Genomic DNA, 16,566 nt, shown 5'->3' with positions numbered 1-16,566 from the left:
CGCGTGCCCGCCCTCGCTCGGGGTCGGGTTACTTGCCGCCCTCGGTGAGGGTTACGGTGGCGGGGGTCCAATCGGCGCCCGTGACGTCGACCCCCTTGGCCTCGAGCAGCTTCAGCGCCGCGGCGTTGAGGTCGGTCCGGTAGGCGTCCGTGCCGGGATCCTTCGTGAGGACACCGCCCTCGATGCCGACCTGGACGGTGCGCTTCCAGTCCTCTTCGGACAGCGCGCCGATGCCGGCCGTCGACGGCCACATGAGCTTGTTGATCTCGTTCATCATCCAGGCCTGGTGCGTGTGGCCGAGCGCGCTGCCCTGGGCGACGACCATGTCGACGCACGCGTCGGCGTCGTCGCGGCAGAAGGCCCAGCCCTCGTTCGTCCCGGCGAGGAAGCGCGTCGCGATGTCGGCGTTGTCGCCCTCGGCGAGCCAGTCGCCGCGGGCGTAGACACCGTCTTCGAGCGTGCCGTAGCCGAGCTTCTGGAAGTCCAGCACCGAGAAGTCGGACGGCTGGTACAGCTTTCCGGTCGCGGGGTTGACGGTCTCGAGCAGCTGGGCGTACTCGTTGTAGGTCTTGGCCTGGACCGAGTCGGCCTCGCGGTTCAGCAGCATCGACATGTCGAAGGGCTGCTGGAGCACCGTGATGTCGGTCGTCGGGTCGATGCCCTCCGCCTTGAGCGCCGCGTACAGCGTGAGCTCGTTTCCGCCGCCCCAGCTGCCCATCTTGGTGCCCTTGAGGTCGGTCAGGGACGAGATGCCGCTGTCGGCCCACGACACCTGGAGGTAGGCGCCGCGCTCGAAGGTCTGCGAGATGTTGACCACATCGGCGCCCTGCTCGCGCGACGCCATGCTCTTGATGACGTGGCTCACGGCGAACTCGGCGTTGCCGCTGGCGAGCACCTGCTGGGGGACGACGTTCGTGCCGCCCTCCTGGATGGTGACGTCGAGGCACTGGTCGGCGTAGAAGCCCTTGTCCTTGGCGGCGTAGTACCCCGCGAACTGGGCCTGGGTGACCCACTGGAGGACGACGGTCACCTTGTCGACGGAGGCGCAATCGGCGTTCGCGGACGGGGCGGCGGCTTCGGCGGAGCCGCCCATGCCGGCGCAGCCGGCGAGGGAGAGCAACAGACCGGCGGCAGCGGTGACGGCGCCGGCGCGGCGGAGGGTGGGGGTCATGACGGGTCCTCTCGGGTACGGGTGGTGCGTTCGGGTGCGCGTGCGGTGGTACGGAGGGTGGGGCGTTCGGGTGAGGGGGTGGGTCAGGATGCCACGGCGCGTCGCCACGGAACGACGAGCGCCTCGACGAGGGCGACGAGGGCGTACAGCGCCAGGCCGATGGCGCTGGCGAGGGCGACGGCGGCCCAGGTGAGGTCGAAGCGCGACACGGCCGCGCTGTTCGCGATGACGACGCCCAGCGCCTGGGCTGTCCCGCCGAAGTACTCGGCGACGATGACGGCGATGACCGACATCGTCGAGCCGATCCGCAGCCCGTCGAAGAGCGACGGGAGGGCGCCCGGTAGACGTACGAACCACAGCAGCTGGCCGCGGGTTCCCGACAGCGAGTCGAGCAGCTCGCGGTGCAGCGGGTCGACGCGCAACAGGCCGCGCGTGGTGTTGACGACGACGGGGAAGGCCACCGCGACCGTCGCCACGGCGATCTTCGACATGAGCGAGGTGCTTCCGAACCACGCGTTGAAGATCGGTGCGAGCGCGACGATCGGCGCGCAGCTCGCGATGGCGACGAGCGAGAGCACCACCTTCGCGACGCCCTCGAACAGGGTGATGACGATGGCGCCGACGACGCCCAGGATGCCGCCCAGCACGACGGCCGAGACGATCGCCGTCGTCGTCGGAACCGCCGCGGCGAGCAACTGGGGAGCATCGGACACGAGGGCGGCGGCGATCGTGGTGGGGGCCGGAAGAAGGTAGGCCTGGATGCCGCCGAGGCTCACGACGACCTGCCAGAGCGCCAGGACCACAGCGCCGAGGACGGCCGCGGGGGCAAGTGTGCGGATCACGCCCGTGCCGGTGGAGAACCGGACGGGACGGGCCGGAGAGAAGGCGCTCACGGGGTCACGCTCTCGTACGGGTCGAGGACGGCGTGCAGGGCCGTACGCACGCGGCTCTCGGCGGCGTAGAACTCCGGGGCCACGCGCGTGTCGTCGGTGCGGGGGAAGGGCAGGTCGATCGCGATACGCTCGGCGATGCGCCCGGGGCGGGGCGACATCACGACGACCTCGGTCGAAAGGAAGGTCGCCTCGGGGACGCTGTGGGTGACGAAGACGATCGTCGTGCCGGTGGCCCGCCAGATCCGCAGCAGTTCGCGTTGCATGTGCTCGCGGTTCATCTCGTCGAGCGCGCCGAGCGGCTCGTCCATGAGGAGGACGCGGGGCTGCATGGCCAGGGCGCGGGCGATCGCGACGCGCTGCTGCATCCCGCCCGACAGCTGCCGGGGTCGGTGGTCGGCGAACGCCGTGAGGCGGACGAGCTCGAGCATCTCGTCGGCCCGCGCGCGGCGTTCGGCGCGCGGCACGCCCTGCACCTGCAGCGGAAGCTCGATGTTGCGCCGGACGGTGCGCCAGTCCATCAGGCCCGGCGCCTGGAACGCCATGCCGTACTGACGTGTACGTCGCGCCTCGCGGGCCGTCATCCCGGCGACGGTGACCGTTCCCGAGGTGGGCGGGATGAGGTCTCCGATCACGCGAAGCAGTGTGCTCTTGCCGCAGCCCGAGGGGCCGAGCAGCGAGACGAACGCGCCGGAGGGGATCTCCAGGTCGATGTGGTCGAGCGCGAGCGTGCTTCCGGAGGAGGTGACGAACTCCTTCGAGACGCCGGACAGCTGGATGGCGGGGGCGGTCATGAGGACCTCTTCCTGAGGGTGAGCCACTCGACGAGGACGATGAATTGGACGAAGACGATGCCGGCGAGTGAGGCGACCAGGATGGCGGCGTAGAGGTTCGCCGGGGCGAGGGAGTAGTAGTAGGCGGCGGTGAGGATGGCGCGCCCGATGCCGGCGCCGGTGCCGGCCGACAGTTCGCCGACGATCGCGCCGATGACGGCCGCGGTCGCGGCGAGTCGCAGGCCGGTGAAGAAGCTGGGGAGGGCGGTCGGGATGCGCACGTGCACCAGCACGCGCCAGCGTGATGCCGAGATCGACCGCAGGAACTCCACGTGCAGGGGGTCGGCCGCGTTGAGCCCGGTCAAGGTGTTCAGCGTGACCGGGAAGAAGGAGAGGTAGGCCGCGATGACGGTGACGGCGATCCAACTGGGAAGACCGGCGCTGCCGATCCACACGACGATGATCGGGGCGAGGGCGACGAGGGGGATGGTCTGGCTGACGATCAGCCACGGGAGCGTGGCCTTCCCGAGGAGCGGGATCTCGCGCAGGAGCATCGCGAGGAGGGCGCCGATCACGGCGCCGATGAGCATGCCGTACAGGGACTCCCGCAGCGTCACGCTGGTCTCGACGAGGTAGTACGACAGCAGTGTCCCGCCGCCCGCGACGTTGGCGGGCGAGGCGAGAGCGCCGACGATCTGGGCGATGTGGGGCATCGCCGCGTCCGTGGTCGCGATCGGGAAGGGGAGGTTCAGGCCGGGGATGACGTCGCCGAAGGCGCGGCCGAGCGCTTTGTAGCCCTCCCACACCAGGCCGGCCGAGACGATCAGGGCCGCCGCGATGGCGAAACTGCGCAGGGGGGCGAACACGCTGGCCGCTCGACGCCGAGACGGCGGCGTGGCCGCGGTACGCGATGGCGAGGCATCGCGGGGGCGGGTCACGAGGTGAGCGGTCATCTCTCTCCAGTGGTTCATCCAGCGAACCGACGGTTCGCTCTTGTGACCATCATGGAGGAGCGGCATTTCCGCGAGAGGCGGGGGAGGTTACTGCTGTGTTTCGAGTTGTCCCGCAAAGGCAACTGCCCCCGGTGCGCCGAAGGCGCCGGGGGCAGTCGAGGAGATGCGCGTCACGAAGAACGCGTCGTGCGCCCGTCCAGATCGGTCCCCGCTCGCTGCAGCAGACGGGCCAAGCTCGCGGCACGCTCCGTCACGGCGGTGACCGCGCCGTCGATCCGCTCGTCGAGTCGGTAGTTCGGTCCGCTCGTCCACACGGCGTATCTCGCCGCGCCGTCGATCAGCACAGGGGCGGCAATGGCGGTCAGCCCCTCTTCGAGCTGGCTGCGGGTCACCGCGTAGCCCTGCTCGCGAACGGTGGCGATCTCGGCCAGGAAATCGTCGTAGGTGGTGAAACCCGCGGGCAGTCGGCCCGCAGCGGCATCCTTCTCGAAATCGGCGCGACCCAGCTCCGGATCGTTCCAGGCGAGCAGGACGCGTCCCGTCGATGTCCGCCAGCTCGACAGCAGGCGCGGCACCGGCCGGGGTGCGTGACCGATGAGGTGCGGGCCGCTGGCCTCCATAAGCACCGTGACCTGCGACCCCGTCAGGGTGTCGATGCCCGCCGTCTCGCCCGTGGTCGCCGCGATGTCGGCCAGCACGTCACGGACGTACCGGGTGAGAGACCCCCCGGTGACGACGCTCTCGGTCATCAGGATCAGATCGAGCGACAGGCGGGAACGCTTGGTCACCGGGTCGGAGACGATCCACCCTTCGCGTTCGAGGGTCGTCAGGATGCGATAGCAGGTGGCCTTGGCCACTCCGCACGCCCGCGCGAGCTCCGAGAGTCCGAGTCCCTCGGGATGGGCCGCGACCGTCCGCACGATCGCGACGGTCTTCTGGATCTGGCCGGCATCCGAGCCGCTGCGCACAGCGGGCTCGGTGGTCTCGGTCACGAGAAGGCCTTGCCGAGCGCGGCGATGGTCTGCATCTTGGTCGGTCCGAGCGGGTTCAGCACCGGCACCCGCACACCCGCCGCGACGTACTCCTCCAGCTTGTCGGCGGCCTGGGCCGTGGACCCTGCGGCACACACCCGTCGTACGGCTTCGTCCGGCACCAGCCGCATGGCGCGGCGGATGTCCTCGGGGCGCGCGGGCCACCCCGCGATCTCCTGGATGCGGGTGACGAGCTCGGGCTCGACGCCGCAGTGCTCGGCGATGTGGGGCTGCTGCATGAGGTACAGCGTAAGGAACGCGCGGCACTCGTCGAGGGCGGCCGCGGGGTCGTCGTCGTCGACCGCGACGGCGATGGCCTGCGTCATGTCGAGGGCGGTGACGCCGTCGGTCCGCTTGGCCAGCCCCGCGCCGATGTGCGTCGCGGCGAAGTCGAGGTAGGACACCGGCAGCAGGAAGTCGAGATAGACGCCGTCCATCGTCTGTCCGGCGAGCTCCAGCATGCGGGGCCCGACCGCTCCGGCATAGATGGGGATGTCGACGGCGACGTTCTCGGCGTACATCCGGTCGAACCGCACGCCGTCCATCTGCACGAACTCCCCCGAGAACGTCACTTCCTCGTTGCGGAAGAAGGACTGCAGGACGCCGACGTACTCGCGCATCGCGGTGACCGGCTTGCGAAGCGGCGTCCCGACGCGCGTGGCGAGCGGCTCCCACCACGCGCCGAGGCCGCAGATGATGCGCCCAGGTGCCAGCTCGTCGAGGGTCTTGAAGGTCACCGCCATCAGGGCGGCGTTGCGCGTCTTGTTGTTGACCACGCCGGATCCGATGCGGACCGTGCGCGTCCGCGCGGCGAGAAGAGCCATGAGCGAGACGGCGTCGCGGGTCAGGCGACCTTCGGCGACCCAGAGCGAGTCGAAGCCGAAATCCTCGGCCATCTCCGCGGCCGCCCAGGTCTCGTCGAGGGTGAATCGCTCGCCCAGGTGGATGCCGAGGGGAATGCGCATGATGAGGGTCCTGTCGTCGGAGGTCAGCAGGTGGGGAGGGTGCGCGCGAGGTACGAACCGCGCCCGCGGATGGCCGCCTCGGTGGGTTCGCCGTCGCGCGCGACGAGCTCGCCGCGGGCGTACACGGCGGCGGGAGCGCCGCGGACGGTCATCCCCTCGTAGACGCTGTAGTCGGCGAGGCTGTGGTGGGTCTCGGCGCTGAGGGTGCGCTCGGCCTCGGGATCCCAGACGACGATGTCGGCGTCGGCGCCCGCGACGATCGCGCCCTTGCGCGGCGCGAGTCCGAAGGTCCGCGCCGGCGCCGTGGCGGTGAGCTCCACGAAGCGTTCGAGCGAGATGCGACCGGTGCCGACGCCCGCGGAATACATCACCATCAGGCGTTCCTCCACACCGGGGACGCCGTTCGGGGTGGCCGAGAAGATGCCCTTGCCGACGTCCTTCTGGGGCATCTCGGGGTCGGTGGTCTGCAGGGCGAACGCGGCGTGATCGGTGCCAATCGTGTCGATCGTGCCGTTGGACACGGCGGCCCAGAGTTCCTCGCGATTGGCCTGTTCGCGGATGGGCGGAGAGCAGATGTACCCCGCGGCCCGTGAGCCCGCATCGGCGTAGTCCTCGTACGCGGTGACGAGGTACTGCGGGCACGTCTCGGCGCGTACATCCGCTCCCGCGTCGCGCCGGGTGCGGACGACGCGCGCCGCATCCGCGGCGGAAACGTGAACGATGAAGAGGGGGGTGTCGACGTGCTCGGCGAGGGTGATCGCCCGATGTACGGCCTCGACCTCGGCGTCGGCGGGATGCGCGTGCAGGTGCTCGTGCTCGGCCGTGCGGCCGGCATCCGTCAGCCGCTCGACGGCGTCGGCGATCATGTGGCCGTTCTCGGCGTGCACCATCGGGAGCGCGCCGCACTCCCGTGCCGCGCGGAAGCCGCGGATCAGCACGTCATCGGACACCATCGAGCCGGGGTACGCCATGAAGAACTTCCAGCTCGCGGCTCCGTGCTCCCGGGTCAACCGGGTGAGGCGCTCGAAGGTGTCGTCTTCGCCCGCGGTCGCCGGCACGATCGGGTGGAAGCCGAAGTCGATGACGCAGGATGCCTCGGCGGCCGCGCGCCGAGCGTGGAAGGCGTCATCGATCGCCGTGCCGGCGGGAGCGCGGACGAAGTCGACGATCGTCGTCGTCCCCCCGCACGCCGCGGCGACGGTGCCGGAGAAGAAGTCGTCGGCGGTGCGGGTCGCGCCGCTGGCCACGCGATGCTCGAGATGGGTGTGCGTGTCGACGCCGCCGGGCAGCAGATACGTACCCGTGACGTCAATCCGCCGAGCGTCGGCGGGCGGGGTGGCGTCCGGGGCCAGGATCGCGGCGATGCGCGTCCCTTTGACGAGCACGTCGGCGCGAACGCGGCCTTCGCTGCTCACGACGGTGCCGCCGTGCAAAATGAAGGTGTCCATGTCACTCGGTTCATTCAGTGGACTGTTGGTTCACTGAACATAGAGCGTCTGCATTACGCGCGTGTTTCCCCCTGTCCCGGTCCCGCCGTGCGCAACGGCGGAAGACGCGGTCGACACGCCGCCGCGGGCAGGTACGCATCGACGGGTCGGGCAATCGACCCGCCGATGTGTACATGGACGGGACTTCAGCCCGGTCCCGGCGTGGCACCGGCCGGAGCCGAGCCACGACGGCCCGGGCCGTGACCCGGCGTCACGCCGTCTTCGCGATCCTGACCCGGATGTCCTTCATCAGCGGCTGATCGCTCTGGCGGCTGTAGTCATCGGGGCCGAGCAGCACGTTCAGCTCCGGGAAGTAGCCGGCGGCGCTGCCGCGCGGGGTGTCGTACCCCAGGGCGCGGAACGCGGTCACACGGCGCACCGACCCGTCTCGCGAGGTCGCCACGATGTCGACGAGGTCGCCCTCGGCGAGACCGCGTTCCTTCATGTCGCGCCGGTTCATGAACACCAGCTCGCGGATGTTGCGGACGCCGCGGTAGCGGTCGTCGGCCGAGTAGATGGTCGTGTTCCACTGGTCGTGCGAGCGCATGGTCTGCAGCACCAGCACGTCGGCTTCCTCGGGGATGACGTTCGGCAGTTCGGCATCCGAGAACTCCGCCTTGCCGGAGGGCGTCTGGAACTCGCGCTCGCGCGCGGGCTGAGGGATGCGGAATCCGTACTGCTGGCGCACCAGCTCGTTGAAGCCCTCGAAGCCGGGCAGCGCCTTCGCCATCGTGTCGCGGATGCGGTCGTAGTCACCCACGTACCACTCCCACGGGGTCGCCGAGCCGGGCATGGTCGCCCGCGCGATGCGCGCGATGATCTCGGGTTCGCTGAGCAGGTGCGGCGACGCGGGCTTGCGGGAGCCGAGCGAGAGCATGACGGAGCTCATGGCATCCTCGGTCGAGATCGACTGCGGGCCCGCCTCCTGCATGTCGCGCTCGGTGCGGCCGAGGCACGGGAGGATGAGCGCCTCCTTGCCGTGGGTGAGGTGACTGCGGTTGAGCTTGGTGCTCACGTGCACGGTCAGCTCGCAGCGGCCCATGCCCTCGGCGGTCAGCTTGGTGTCGGGAGCGGCCCGCACGAAGTTGCCGCCCATGCCGAGGAACACCTTGAGGTCACCACGGTGCAGGGCCGCGACCGTGTGCACGGTGTCGAGGCCGGGCTCGCGCGGCGAGGTGATGCCACACACCTCGTCGAGCTTCGCCAGCCATTCCTCGGTGGGCTTGTGGTTGATGCCGCAGGTGCGGTTGCCCTGCACGTTGCTGTGGCCGCGCACGGGGGAGGGACCGGTGCCCTTGCGGCCGACGTTGCCGCGGAGCAGCAGCAGATTGACGATCTCGCGCACCGTGTCGACGCCGTGCTGGTGCTGGCTGACTCCGAGGCACCAGCTGATCACGCACGCCTTCGAGGCGAGATAGATGTCGGCGGCCACGCGGATCTCGGCCTCGGTGAGTCCCGCCTGCTCGACGAGCTCCGACCACGGCGTCGCCTCGACGAGGGCGCGGTAGGCGTCGAGGCCGCTCGTGTACTGGTCGAGGAAGGCCTGGTCGAGCGCCGTGGGGTCGGTCTTCGACGCCTCGAACACCACTTTCGCCATACCGCGGACGAGGGCCAGGTCGCCGCCCGGGCGCACCTGCAGGTTCATCGTGCTCGTGGGGGTGCTGTTGAACGTCGCCATGTCGACGATCTCGTGCGGCACGATCGTGCGGGTGCCCGCGACCTCGCGCAGCGGGTTGACGTGCACGACCTGGGCGCCGCGATCGATGGCCTCGGCGAGGCTCGTGAGCATGCGGGGGGCGTTCGAGGCGGCGTTGACGCCGAGCACGAAGAGGGCGTCGCACGCCTCCCAGTCCTCGAGGTCGGCCGTGCCCTTGCCGGTGGCGAGGGATGCCGTGAGCCCGCGGCCCGAGCCCTCGTGGCACATGTTCGAGCAGTCGGGGAGGTTGTTCGTCCCGAGCTCGCGCGCGAACAGCTGGTAGAGGAACGACGCCTCGTTGCTCAGGCGGCCGGAGGTGTAGAACGCCGCCTGATCGGGGGAGTCCAGGGCCGTGAGGTGCTGCGCGATCAGGCGGAACGCGTCGTTCCACGAGATCGGCACGTAGTGGTCGGTCGCGGCGTCGTACGCCATCGGCCCCACCAGCCGCCCGGCGTCCTCGAGTTCGAAGTCGCTCCACTGCGACAGCTCGCTCACGGAGTGCTCGGCGAAGAACTCCTTGCCCACGCGCTTGTGGGTCATCTCCCACGTGACGTGCTTGATGCCGTTCTCGCAGATGTCGAGGGTGACGCCCTTGTCGTCGGGCCACGCGCATCCCGGGCAGTCGAAGCCGCTCTTCGGGTGGTTCATCGTGAACATCGCCTTGGTGCCCGCCAGGGGCTGACGCTGTTCGTAGAGCACCTTGCCCACGGTGAGGGCGGCGCCCCATCCGGCGGCGGGATGCTCGTAGGGGCCGGTGCTCGACCACTCGCCGTCGACCTGCGGCCCGAGGCCTCCCTGGCGCGGTTCCTCGGTCATCAGCCCGAACGACTCACCCATGTTCACCCTCCGTGGTTTCCGGCGCCGAGCCGGTGGCATCCACACACCGCGCGCACGAACGTCAGCGTACGCCCGCGACCTCTTCCGCCACGGGGGTTGTGGATGGGACGACGATGCGATCCGCGCGGGTGTACAGGTTCATGCTCGACCCGCGGACGAAGGCGGCGAGCGTGAGGCCCGCGCGCTCGGCGAGTTCGACGGCGAGCGACGACGGCGCCGACACGGCCGAGAGCATCGGGATGCCGGCCATCACGGCCTTCTGCACGAGTTCGAAGCTCACGCGGCCCGACACCTGCAGCACCGTCTCACGCAGGGGAAGGCGGTCGTTCAGCAGAGCCCACCCGACGACCTTGTCGACGGCGTTGTGTCGACCCACGTCTTCGCGGGCGACGAGGAGCTCGCCCGTCGTGCCGTCGAAGAGTGCGGCCCCGTGGAGGCCGCCGGTCTTGTCGAACGTCTTCTGCTGCTCGCGCAGCCGGTCGGGGAAGGCCGCGACATCGTGTGCCGGCACCGACAGCGCGTCACGGGAGACGTCGTAGGTCGAGACCTTCTCGACCGCCTCGATCGACGCGGTGCCGCACACCCCGCACGAGCTCGTCGTGTAGAAGGAGCGGGCGATGTCGGGGGAGGGCAGGGCCACGCCCGGCGCGAGCGTGAGGTCGAGCACGTTGTAGGTGTTGCCGTCGGCGCCTCCCGTGCCCGGACCGCCGCAGTGGATCGCGCGGGCGAACTGGTCGCCGCGGCTGATCACGCCCTCCGACACGAGGAAGCCGGCGGCGAGCTCGACGTCGTGGCCGGGCGTGCGCATCGTCACGGCGAGCGGCGATCCGGCGACGCGGATCTCGAGCGGCTCCTCGACCGCGATGGCATCCGGTCGCTGTCGGTTCGCCCCCTCGAGGGTGATGCGCGTCACCCGGCGCGAGGTGGTGAGACGGCCCATGTCAGGACCGCACCGACGGGAGCTGGGGGGACATGGGTCGAGCGTACGCCCGGCCGACGCGGGACCGGCCCGGGAACCCCACGTTCCCGGGCCGGTGGTACGGCGTCCTCGATCAGGCCGTGACGGTGCGACGACCCAGCACGCGCACCACGGCGCCGGCGATGAGGGCTCCCGCGATCGGGGCGACGATGAAGACCCACAGCTGGCTCAGCGGCAGGGTTCCGCCGTAGACGGCGGTGGCGATCGACCGTGCGGGGTTCACGCTCGTGTTGCTGATCGGGATGCTGATGAGGTGGATGAGCGTCACCGTGAGGCCGATGCCGATCGGGGCGAACGCCTGGTACTCGGCCTTGGCGGTGACCGAGAGGATCACCGCGAGGAAGATGCCGGTGAGCACGGCCTCGGCGACGAACACCGCCGCGAGGCCGTAGCCGCCCGGGCTGCCCTCGCCGAAGCCGTTCGAGGCGAAGCCCGCCTCCTGCGCAGCGGCGAATCCGTCGGGGCGCCCCGCGAGCACGAGCGCGATGACGCTGGAGGCCAGGATGCCGCCGATCAGCTGCGCGAGGATGTACCCCGGCACGTGGCGGGCGTCCGTGCGGCCGGCCGCCAGCAGACCGAGGGTCACGGCGGGGTTGAAGTGGCCGCCGCTGATGTGGCCGACCGCCGCGATGCCCGCGACCAGGGTCAGGCCGAAGGCCAGGGCCACGCCGAGGAAGCCCACGCCGGCCTGGTTGTCGTCGGCGCTGGGGAAGTTCGCCGCGCCAGCACCAGCAGGAAGGTGCCGAACAGCTCCGCGGCGTACCGCGCGGGCGACGACCAGCTGCCCGCCTTCTGCCGCTGCTGCTCCGAGGTGGAATCCGCGATGTCGACCGGCTCGTTGCGCTTCTTGTCCTTCTTGCCCATGATGCTCCGTTCTGTCCGTTCCCACGGGTGTGTCGGGGGGATGACGTTGCGAGCAGGGCGAGTGTCACACCCGACTTCCTCGGAAGCCGCCGCAACCCCCGAATGATGGCGACACGAAACGAACGGGAGGTGGCGCTTGACCCTCCCGCCACGACAGCGATATACGCCGTAAGCGCATTCGCTGACATACACATCGCGAAAGGAATTTCAATCCCGGCGTGACGATTCCGAAAGCCGGTACGTCTTAGTGGTGTAGGCCGAAGCGCCCACCCCGAATCATCGGGTCACGACATCGAAAGGCACGGACATGGCTGAGAACGCCCCCACCACCCCCGCTGCGCAGAACGTCCCCCAGTCGGCGTCGCGCGTGAACCGTCCCCTCGCCGCGCGCGGTCAGGAGACCCACACCGAGGGCAAGACCACGATCGCCGAGGGCGTCGTCGCCAAGGTCGCCGGCATCGCCGCCCGTGAGGTCAACGGCGTGTTCGCGCTCGGCGGCGGCGGAGCCCGCGCGCTCGGCGCCATCCGCGACGCCATCAACGCCACCGACCTGACGCAGGGCGTCAAGGTCGAGGTGGGCGAGACCCAGGCCGCCGCCGACGTCACCATCGTCGTCGAGTACGGCGCCCCGATCCAGGAGGTCGCCGACCAGGTCCGCGGTCGCGTCGCGGGTGCGATCAGCCGTCTCGTCGGTCTCGAGGTCGTCGAGGTCAACGTCGATGTGAACGACGTCCACATCCCGGGCGACGACAACAACGACGCCGAGTCCGAGAAGCGCGTCCAGTGAGCGCCACGACGAAGGGCGCTCTCGCCGGCCTCGTGCTGGCCCTCAGCGCTCTGATCTTCGGCTTCTGGGGATTCATCCTCGTCGCCCTCTTCATGGCAATCGGTGTGGTCGTCGCCCGCATCACCGCGGGTGAGATCGACTTCCGCAACGTCGTCAACGCCTTCAAGGGTCGGAGCACATCGTGACCACCGTCACCGCCTCCCCCGGGGTCGGCAGCCGCAGCGCGGTTGCCGGCCCCGGCCTCCCGGCCGGCCGGGTGAACATCGCCGACCGCGTGCTGCAGAAGACGGCAGAGCGTGCCGCCGCCGACATCATCGGGGTGGATGCCAAGGGCGTCCACGTCGAGATCGTCTCGGCCCGCGACACCGCCGCCGTGCGCGTCACGTCGCCGTTCCCGGTGCCGCGCCTCGACGACACCGCGGCCGTCCAGGCCGCCACCCCCGTGCTCGACGCGGCCGCTGCCGCCCAGAGCGAACTGCGCACGCGCCTGTCGCGGCTGTTCGGCCGCGAGATCTCGCGCGTCGACCTGACCATCTCGGGCGCCACCGCCCCCCAGCGAAAGCGAGTGCTGTGATGACTGACGCCGTGCTCCGCACCGTCGTGCGTCGCGAGACGCACTCCCCGCGCACCGTGGCCATGCTCGTCGTGGTCGTGCTGCTCCTGCTCGTCCTGGCGTACGCCGCGGTCGAGATCATCCTCGCCCTCACCGGTGTCCAGCCGCTGCTGGTCTCGCCCGGCGAGGCTCTCAACGCCGTCGTCGCGGCCCCGACCGCTCTCATGCCGGTCGCCTTCATCGTCGGCGGCGTCGTGCTCGCGATCCTCGGACTCATCGTCCTCGTGATCGCCCTCAAGCCCGGGCGCTTGTCGCGTCACGAGATGGAGTGGGGCCAGCGTGCCGTCGTCGTCGACAACGGCGTCGTGGCATCCGCCCTGGCTCAGCACCTCAGCAACGAGTCCGGGATCGCCCGTGACGACATCGTCGTGGGCGTCGCCCACCGCGCCGTCGACGTGACGGTGCGCCCCCCGGTCGGCATCCCGGTCGACGAGGCGCAGCTGCGCCGGATCGTCGACGCCGAGGTCGCCGCCTACAAGCTCACCCCCGCCGTGCGCACTCACCTGCGCATCGAGCGTCCCGACACCAAGGAGTCCTGATGAACGCCACGCGTCGCGGTCTGAACCGCTTCATCCTCTTCCTGGTCGCCCTCGTGCTGCTCGGCCTGGGCGCTCTGGCGCTCGTCGTCGGACTGCTGCCCGGTGGCGCCGACACCTGGACCTCCGTCATGGGCGGATTCCAGGGCTGGCTCGAGTCGCTGGGCCGTGACTCGGCGGGCTGGGGTGCCGTCGCCGCCTTCGTGGTGCTCGCGATCATCCTCATCGTCGTCGCGTCGGCCGCCGTGCGCGGGCGCCGCCACGCTGCGCTGCAGTCCACCGGCAGCGCGAACGACGCCGGTCGCATCACCGTCACCGACGGTTTCGCCTCGGAGGCGCTGAAGAACGCGCTCGCCGAGCGTGACGAGATCCTCTTCTCGCGCATCACCGCCGGCGAGATCAAGAACGAGTCGGTCCTGCATGTCGCGGTCACCCCGCGACAGAACACCTCGCCGCGCCAGGTGGCGGAGCACGTCGACACGCTCGTCACCAACCTCGCCACCCTCACGGGCCAGAACCTGCGCGCGTACATCTCCATCCACTCGGGTCTGCGTGCGAAGCTCGCTCGCGACAACACCCGCGTGCACTGACCCCCCACGAGGAGACGTCATGACCACCATCGATGCCACCATCGACCCGCCCGACCTGGATGCCGCGGCGAGCCTCGCCGCCACGGCTGCCGGCTCCGTGCCGGGCGTCCACGCCCTGGGCAGCCTGCTCGGCCGCGCGTCGGATGCCGTCCGTGAGCGCGTGGGCCTGGCCAGCACCGCTCCCGGCGTGAAGATCGACACCGACCGCGCCGATTCGGTCACGGCGACGATCTCGCTGGTCGTCGACTATCCGCACAAGCTCCACGAGGTGTCGGACGCGGTGCGTACCGCCGTCCGCACGGCCCTCGAGCCGCTCGGACGCGGGCGCATCGACGTCGACGTGGTCGTGACCGGCGTCTTCGGCCCGTTCGACCGCGACGTCGTCGCCGAGGCGGAGGAGAAGGCGGACGCCGCGACGGCCGTCGTGCGCGAGAAGGCGGAGGCGGCGGGCGACCGCGCCCGCGAGATCGCCGGTGAGGCGAAGGAGAGGGCGGATGCCGCGTCGGCGGCGGTGCGCGAGCAGACGGCCGACGCTGCTGCCGTCGTGCGCGAGAAGGCCGATGACGCCGCGAAGGCGCTCGGCGACGCGAAGGACGCCGCCTCCGACCTCGCCGCCGGAGCGGCCGCTGCGGCCGGAGAGTTCGCCCGTCAGAACGCCGAGGCCACGCGCCGAGAGCAGGCGGAGGCCGACATCGACGCCGCCGACCGCGTGACCGAGGGTCTCGAGCCGACCGACGAGGGCTCGGCCCTGGACAGCACCGACCCCGTCGCCGAGAGCGAGCGCGCCGACGTGCGCGGTGTCGAGGAGCGCGCCGACGTGCGCGACGTCGTCGCCGAGGCGCTCGAAGACGCCGCGGTCGACATCGCGATCGCGGCCGACGAGGTGCGCGCCGACGACGAGACGCCGGCCGTCGACGGCGTGCAGTCGGTCGTGGAGGACGAGCGACCGCGGAGCTGAGATCACAGACGTGAGAGGGCGCCCCGGCTTCGGCGGGGGCGCCCTCTCGTCGTGAGGCGAGGCCTACTGCGCCGTCGCGTTGTCGTACGCGCGCTGCGCGGCCTGCTGCGCGTCGGCCAGGGCCTGCTCGGTCGTCTTGTCGCCCAGCAGAGCCGCGGTGATGGCGTTGTTCAGCTCGTTCTGAATGTCCTGGCCGGCGGGAGACGAACCGAACGACCGGCCGGAGCCGACGACGTCGTAGTAGGTGGAGATGACCTGATCGAACCCGCTGTCGCCGGTGGGCGTGACGTACTGCGACCGGATCTTCTCGTCGGCCTCGGGCGACCCGGTGAACAGGCCCGTGTTGAGTCCGCCCTTGCCCTCGATGGTCGCGGCGCGCGCGGCGCCGGCCGCCATCCACGCCTCGGTCGAGGTCAGATCGGTCATCCACGCGCACGCCGCGGCGGGGTTCTTCGCCCCGGCGGGGATCACGAACGCGGTGCCGGAGGCGAGGGAGAACGGCTGGCCCTCGGCATCGCGGAAGGGGACCGCCTGCAGGGAGATCTGATCGCGGTAGGCGCTCAGCACGTTCGGGTACCACTGGTTGGCGACCTGCGCGCCGACCTGGTTCGACACGAACTGGTTCGCGTCGCCGAAGGTGTCGAACGAGTCGGTGAAGCTCTTCACCGCGGCGTACCCGCCTTGCGCGTCGGTGATCCTCTTCAGTGCGTCGATGCCCGCGGCGTTCGAGGGGTCGTCGAGGGTGGGCTTGCCGGTGTCGTCGGTGAGCTGGCCGCCCATTCCCAGCACCCACAGGCCGCCCTGTCCGGTGGCGACGGGATCGAATCCGAGGCGGGTCGGGGTGCTGCCCGAGCCCTGATAGATCTTGCCGATCGCGGCGAGGAGGCCGTCCATGTCGGAGGTGTCGAAGGCGTCGGGGCTCACGCCCGCCTCGTTCAGCACGTTCATGTTCAGCAGGATCGCCGGCGGCTGATAGAACTGCGACACCGCGTAGACGGCGTCCTCGTACGTGACGTCGTCCACGACGTTCTGGTACCACCGGTCGGTGGGGGTCACGCCCTTCGCCTCGAAGCACGCATCGAGCGGCATCAGCAGCCCTTGAGCGGCGTAGGTCGTCACGTACCGGCGGTCCATCTGCACGACGTCGGGCACATTGCCGCCGGCGATGCGGGTCGTGAATTTCTGCGCGTCGAAGGCCGTGGCATCCAGGGTCACCTGCACGTCGGGGAGCTGCTCCGCGGCATAGTCGAGGCGCGACTGGCCCACGTCGTCGGCGTTCTCGAAGCCCCACGCCGCGAGGGCGCCGCTCGGCGTGGCGGAGAAGTCGACGTCGGCCGCCTGCTCCTCGGCGCCGCCACCGCTGCAGGAAGTCAGGAGGAGGGCGGATGCCGCGACCGCGGCGACACCGGCGAGGGAGCGCTTGCGCATGATGGGTC

At 70.5% G+C, this 16,566-nt stretch carries 18 protein-coding genes; 6 read left to right on the top strand and 12 right to left on the bottom strand.

Annotated features, from left to right (window positions below; all coding sequences use genetic code 11):
* Positions 1-28: 28 nt before the first annotated feature.
* The 11 genes from AB0N82_RS03330 to AB0N82_RS03280 all read right to left on the bottom strand — a co-directional run bounded on the left by AB0N82_RS03330 (position 29) and on the right by AB0N82_RS03280 (position 11,646).
* Positions 29-1,171, bottom strand: a complete 1,143-nt coding sequence (locus AB0N82_RS03330; RefSeq protein WP_363388098.1) for an ABC transporter substrate-binding protein — start codon at positions 1,169-1,171, stop codon at positions 29-31.
* Positions 1,172-1,254: 83 nt separating this feature from the next.
* Entirely contained in the window at positions 1,255-2,064 is an 810-nt protein-coding gene (locus AB0N82_RS03325) for an ABC transporter permease subunit (RefSeq protein WP_363388095.1), read from the bottom strand.
* Positions 2,061-2,855 carry an ABC transporter ATP-binding protein gene (locus AB0N82_RS03320; protein ID WP_363388092.1) on the bottom strand — a complete coding sequence of 265 codons (795 nt, stop codon included), beginning with the start codon at positions 2,853-2,855 and terminating at the stop codon, positions 2,061-2,063. The genes AB0N82_RS03325 and AB0N82_RS03320 overlap by 4 nt, the downstream gene beginning before the upstream one ends.
* Positions 2,852-3,700 carry an ABC transporter permease subunit gene (locus AB0N82_RS03315; protein WP_363388090.1) on the bottom strand — a complete coding sequence of 283 codons (849 nt, stop codon included), beginning with the start codon at positions 3,698-3,700 and terminating at the stop codon, positions 2,852-2,854. Before AB0N82_RS03315 ends, AB0N82_RS03320 begins: the two co-directional genes overlap by 4 nt.
* 257 nt (positions 3,701-3,957) lie before the next feature.
* A complete protein-coding gene (locus AB0N82_RS03310) occupies positions 3,958-4,779 on the bottom strand; it encodes an IclR family transcriptional regulator (RefSeq protein WP_363388087.1) in 822 nt (273 codons plus the stop codon).
* Positions 4,776-5,783: an LLM class flavin-dependent oxidoreductase gene (locus AB0N82_RS03305; RefSeq protein WP_363388084.1), complete on the bottom strand. Its 1,008-nt coding sequence runs from the start codon at positions 5,781-5,783 to the stop codon at positions 4,776-4,778. The genes AB0N82_RS03310 and AB0N82_RS03305 overlap by 4 nt, the downstream gene beginning before the upstream one ends.
* Before the next feature lie 23 nt (positions 5,784-5,806).
* Positions 5,807-7,231 (bottom strand): dihydropyrimidinase, encoded by a 1,425-nt coding sequence (gene hydA, locus AB0N82_RS03300; protein ID WP_363388081.1) that lies wholly within the window; start codon positions 7,229-7,231, stop codon positions 5,807-5,809.
* Positions 7,232-7,481: 250 nt separating this feature from the next.
* Positions 7,482-9,803, bottom strand: a complete 2,322-nt coding sequence (locus AB0N82_RS03295) for an FdhF/YdeP family oxidoreductase (RefSeq protein ID WP_363388078.1) — start codon at positions 9,801-9,803, stop codon at positions 7,482-7,484.
* Between the two features lie 61 nt (positions 9,804-9,864).
* Positions 9,865-10,743 (bottom strand): formate dehydrogenase accessory sulfurtransferase FdhD, encoded by an 879-nt coding sequence (gene fdhD / locus AB0N82_RS03290; RefSeq protein ID WP_315994010.1) that lies wholly within the window; start codon positions 10,741-10,743, stop codon positions 9,865-9,867.
* 112 nt (positions 10,744-10,855) lie between these two features.
* Positions 10,856-11,464 carry an aquaporin gene (locus AB0N82_RS03285; protein WP_363388075.1) on the bottom strand — a complete coding sequence of 203 codons (609 nt, stop codon included), beginning with the start codon at positions 11,462-11,464 and terminating at the stop codon, positions 10,856-10,858.
* Positions 11,428-11,646, bottom strand: coding sequence for a hypothetical protein (locus AB0N82_RS03280; protein WP_363388072.1), 219 nt, complete (start codon positions 11,644-11,646; stop codon positions 11,428-11,430). The genes AB0N82_RS03285 and AB0N82_RS03280 overlap by 37 nt, the downstream gene beginning before the upstream one ends.
* Positions 11,647-11,953: 307 nt before the next feature.
* Between AB0N82_RS03280 and AB0N82_RS03275 the strand changes: the two genes are divergently transcribed.
* Genes AB0N82_RS03275 through AB0N82_RS03250 form a run of 6 tightly spaced genes read left to right on the top strand, consistent with a single transcriptional unit; the run spans position 11,954 to position 15,130 of the window.
* On the top strand, positions 11,954-12,433 hold the full coding sequence (locus AB0N82_RS03275) for an Asp23/Gls24 family envelope stress response protein (RefSeq protein ID WP_315994008.1): 480 nt from the start codon (positions 11,954-11,956) through the stop codon (positions 12,431-12,433).
* The gene (locus AB0N82_RS03270) at positions 12,430-12,618 is read left to right on the top strand and encodes a DUF2273 domain-containing protein (protein WP_076673182.1); all 189 of its coding nucleotides are present in this window, start codon (positions 12,430-12,432) and stop codon (positions 12,616-12,618) included. Before AB0N82_RS03275 ends, AB0N82_RS03270 begins: the two co-directional genes overlap by 4 nt.
* Positions 12,615-13,007 (top strand): hypothetical protein, encoded by a 393-nt coding sequence (locus AB0N82_RS03265; protein ID WP_363388067.1) that lies wholly within the window; start codon positions 12,615-12,617, stop codon positions 13,005-13,007. Before AB0N82_RS03270 ends, AB0N82_RS03265 begins: the two co-directional genes overlap by 4 nt.
* A complete protein-coding gene (locus tag AB0N82_RS03260) occupies positions 13,007-13,585 on the top strand; it encodes a DNA/RNA endonuclease G (protein WP_363388064.1) in 579 nt (192 codons plus the stop codon). Before AB0N82_RS03265 ends, AB0N82_RS03260 begins: the two co-directional genes overlap by 1 nt.
* Positions 13,585-14,172, top strand: a complete 588-nt coding sequence (locus AB0N82_RS03255; RefSeq protein ID WP_363388061.1) for a hypothetical protein — start codon at positions 13,585-13,587, stop codon at positions 14,170-14,172. Before AB0N82_RS03260 ends, AB0N82_RS03255 begins: the two co-directional genes overlap by 1 nt.
* Positions 14,173-14,191: 19 nt before the next feature.
* On the top strand, positions 14,192-15,130 hold the full coding sequence (locus AB0N82_RS03250) for an Asp23/Gls24 family envelope stress response protein (protein ID WP_315994005.1): 939 nt from the start codon (positions 14,192-14,194) through the stop codon (positions 15,128-15,130).
* A gap of 63 nt (positions 15,131-15,193) precedes the next feature.
* Here AB0N82_RS03250 and AB0N82_RS03245 read toward each other — a convergent pair whose 3' ends face one another.
* Complete coding sequence (locus AB0N82_RS03245) at positions 15,194-16,558, bottom strand: extracellular solute-binding protein (RefSeq protein WP_363388057.1); 1,365 nt, start codon at positions 16,556-16,558, stop codon at positions 15,194-15,196.
* Positions 16,559-16,566: the final 8 nt, after the last annotated feature.

Source organism: Microbacterium sp. NPDC089186 (assembly GCF_040685115.1).
Classification (GTDB): domain Bacteria; phylum Actinomycetota; class Actinomycetes; order Actinomycetales; family Microbacteriaceae; genus Microbacterium; species Microbacterium galbum.
This window is presented reverse-complemented; position numbering and strand designations above follow the sequence as displayed.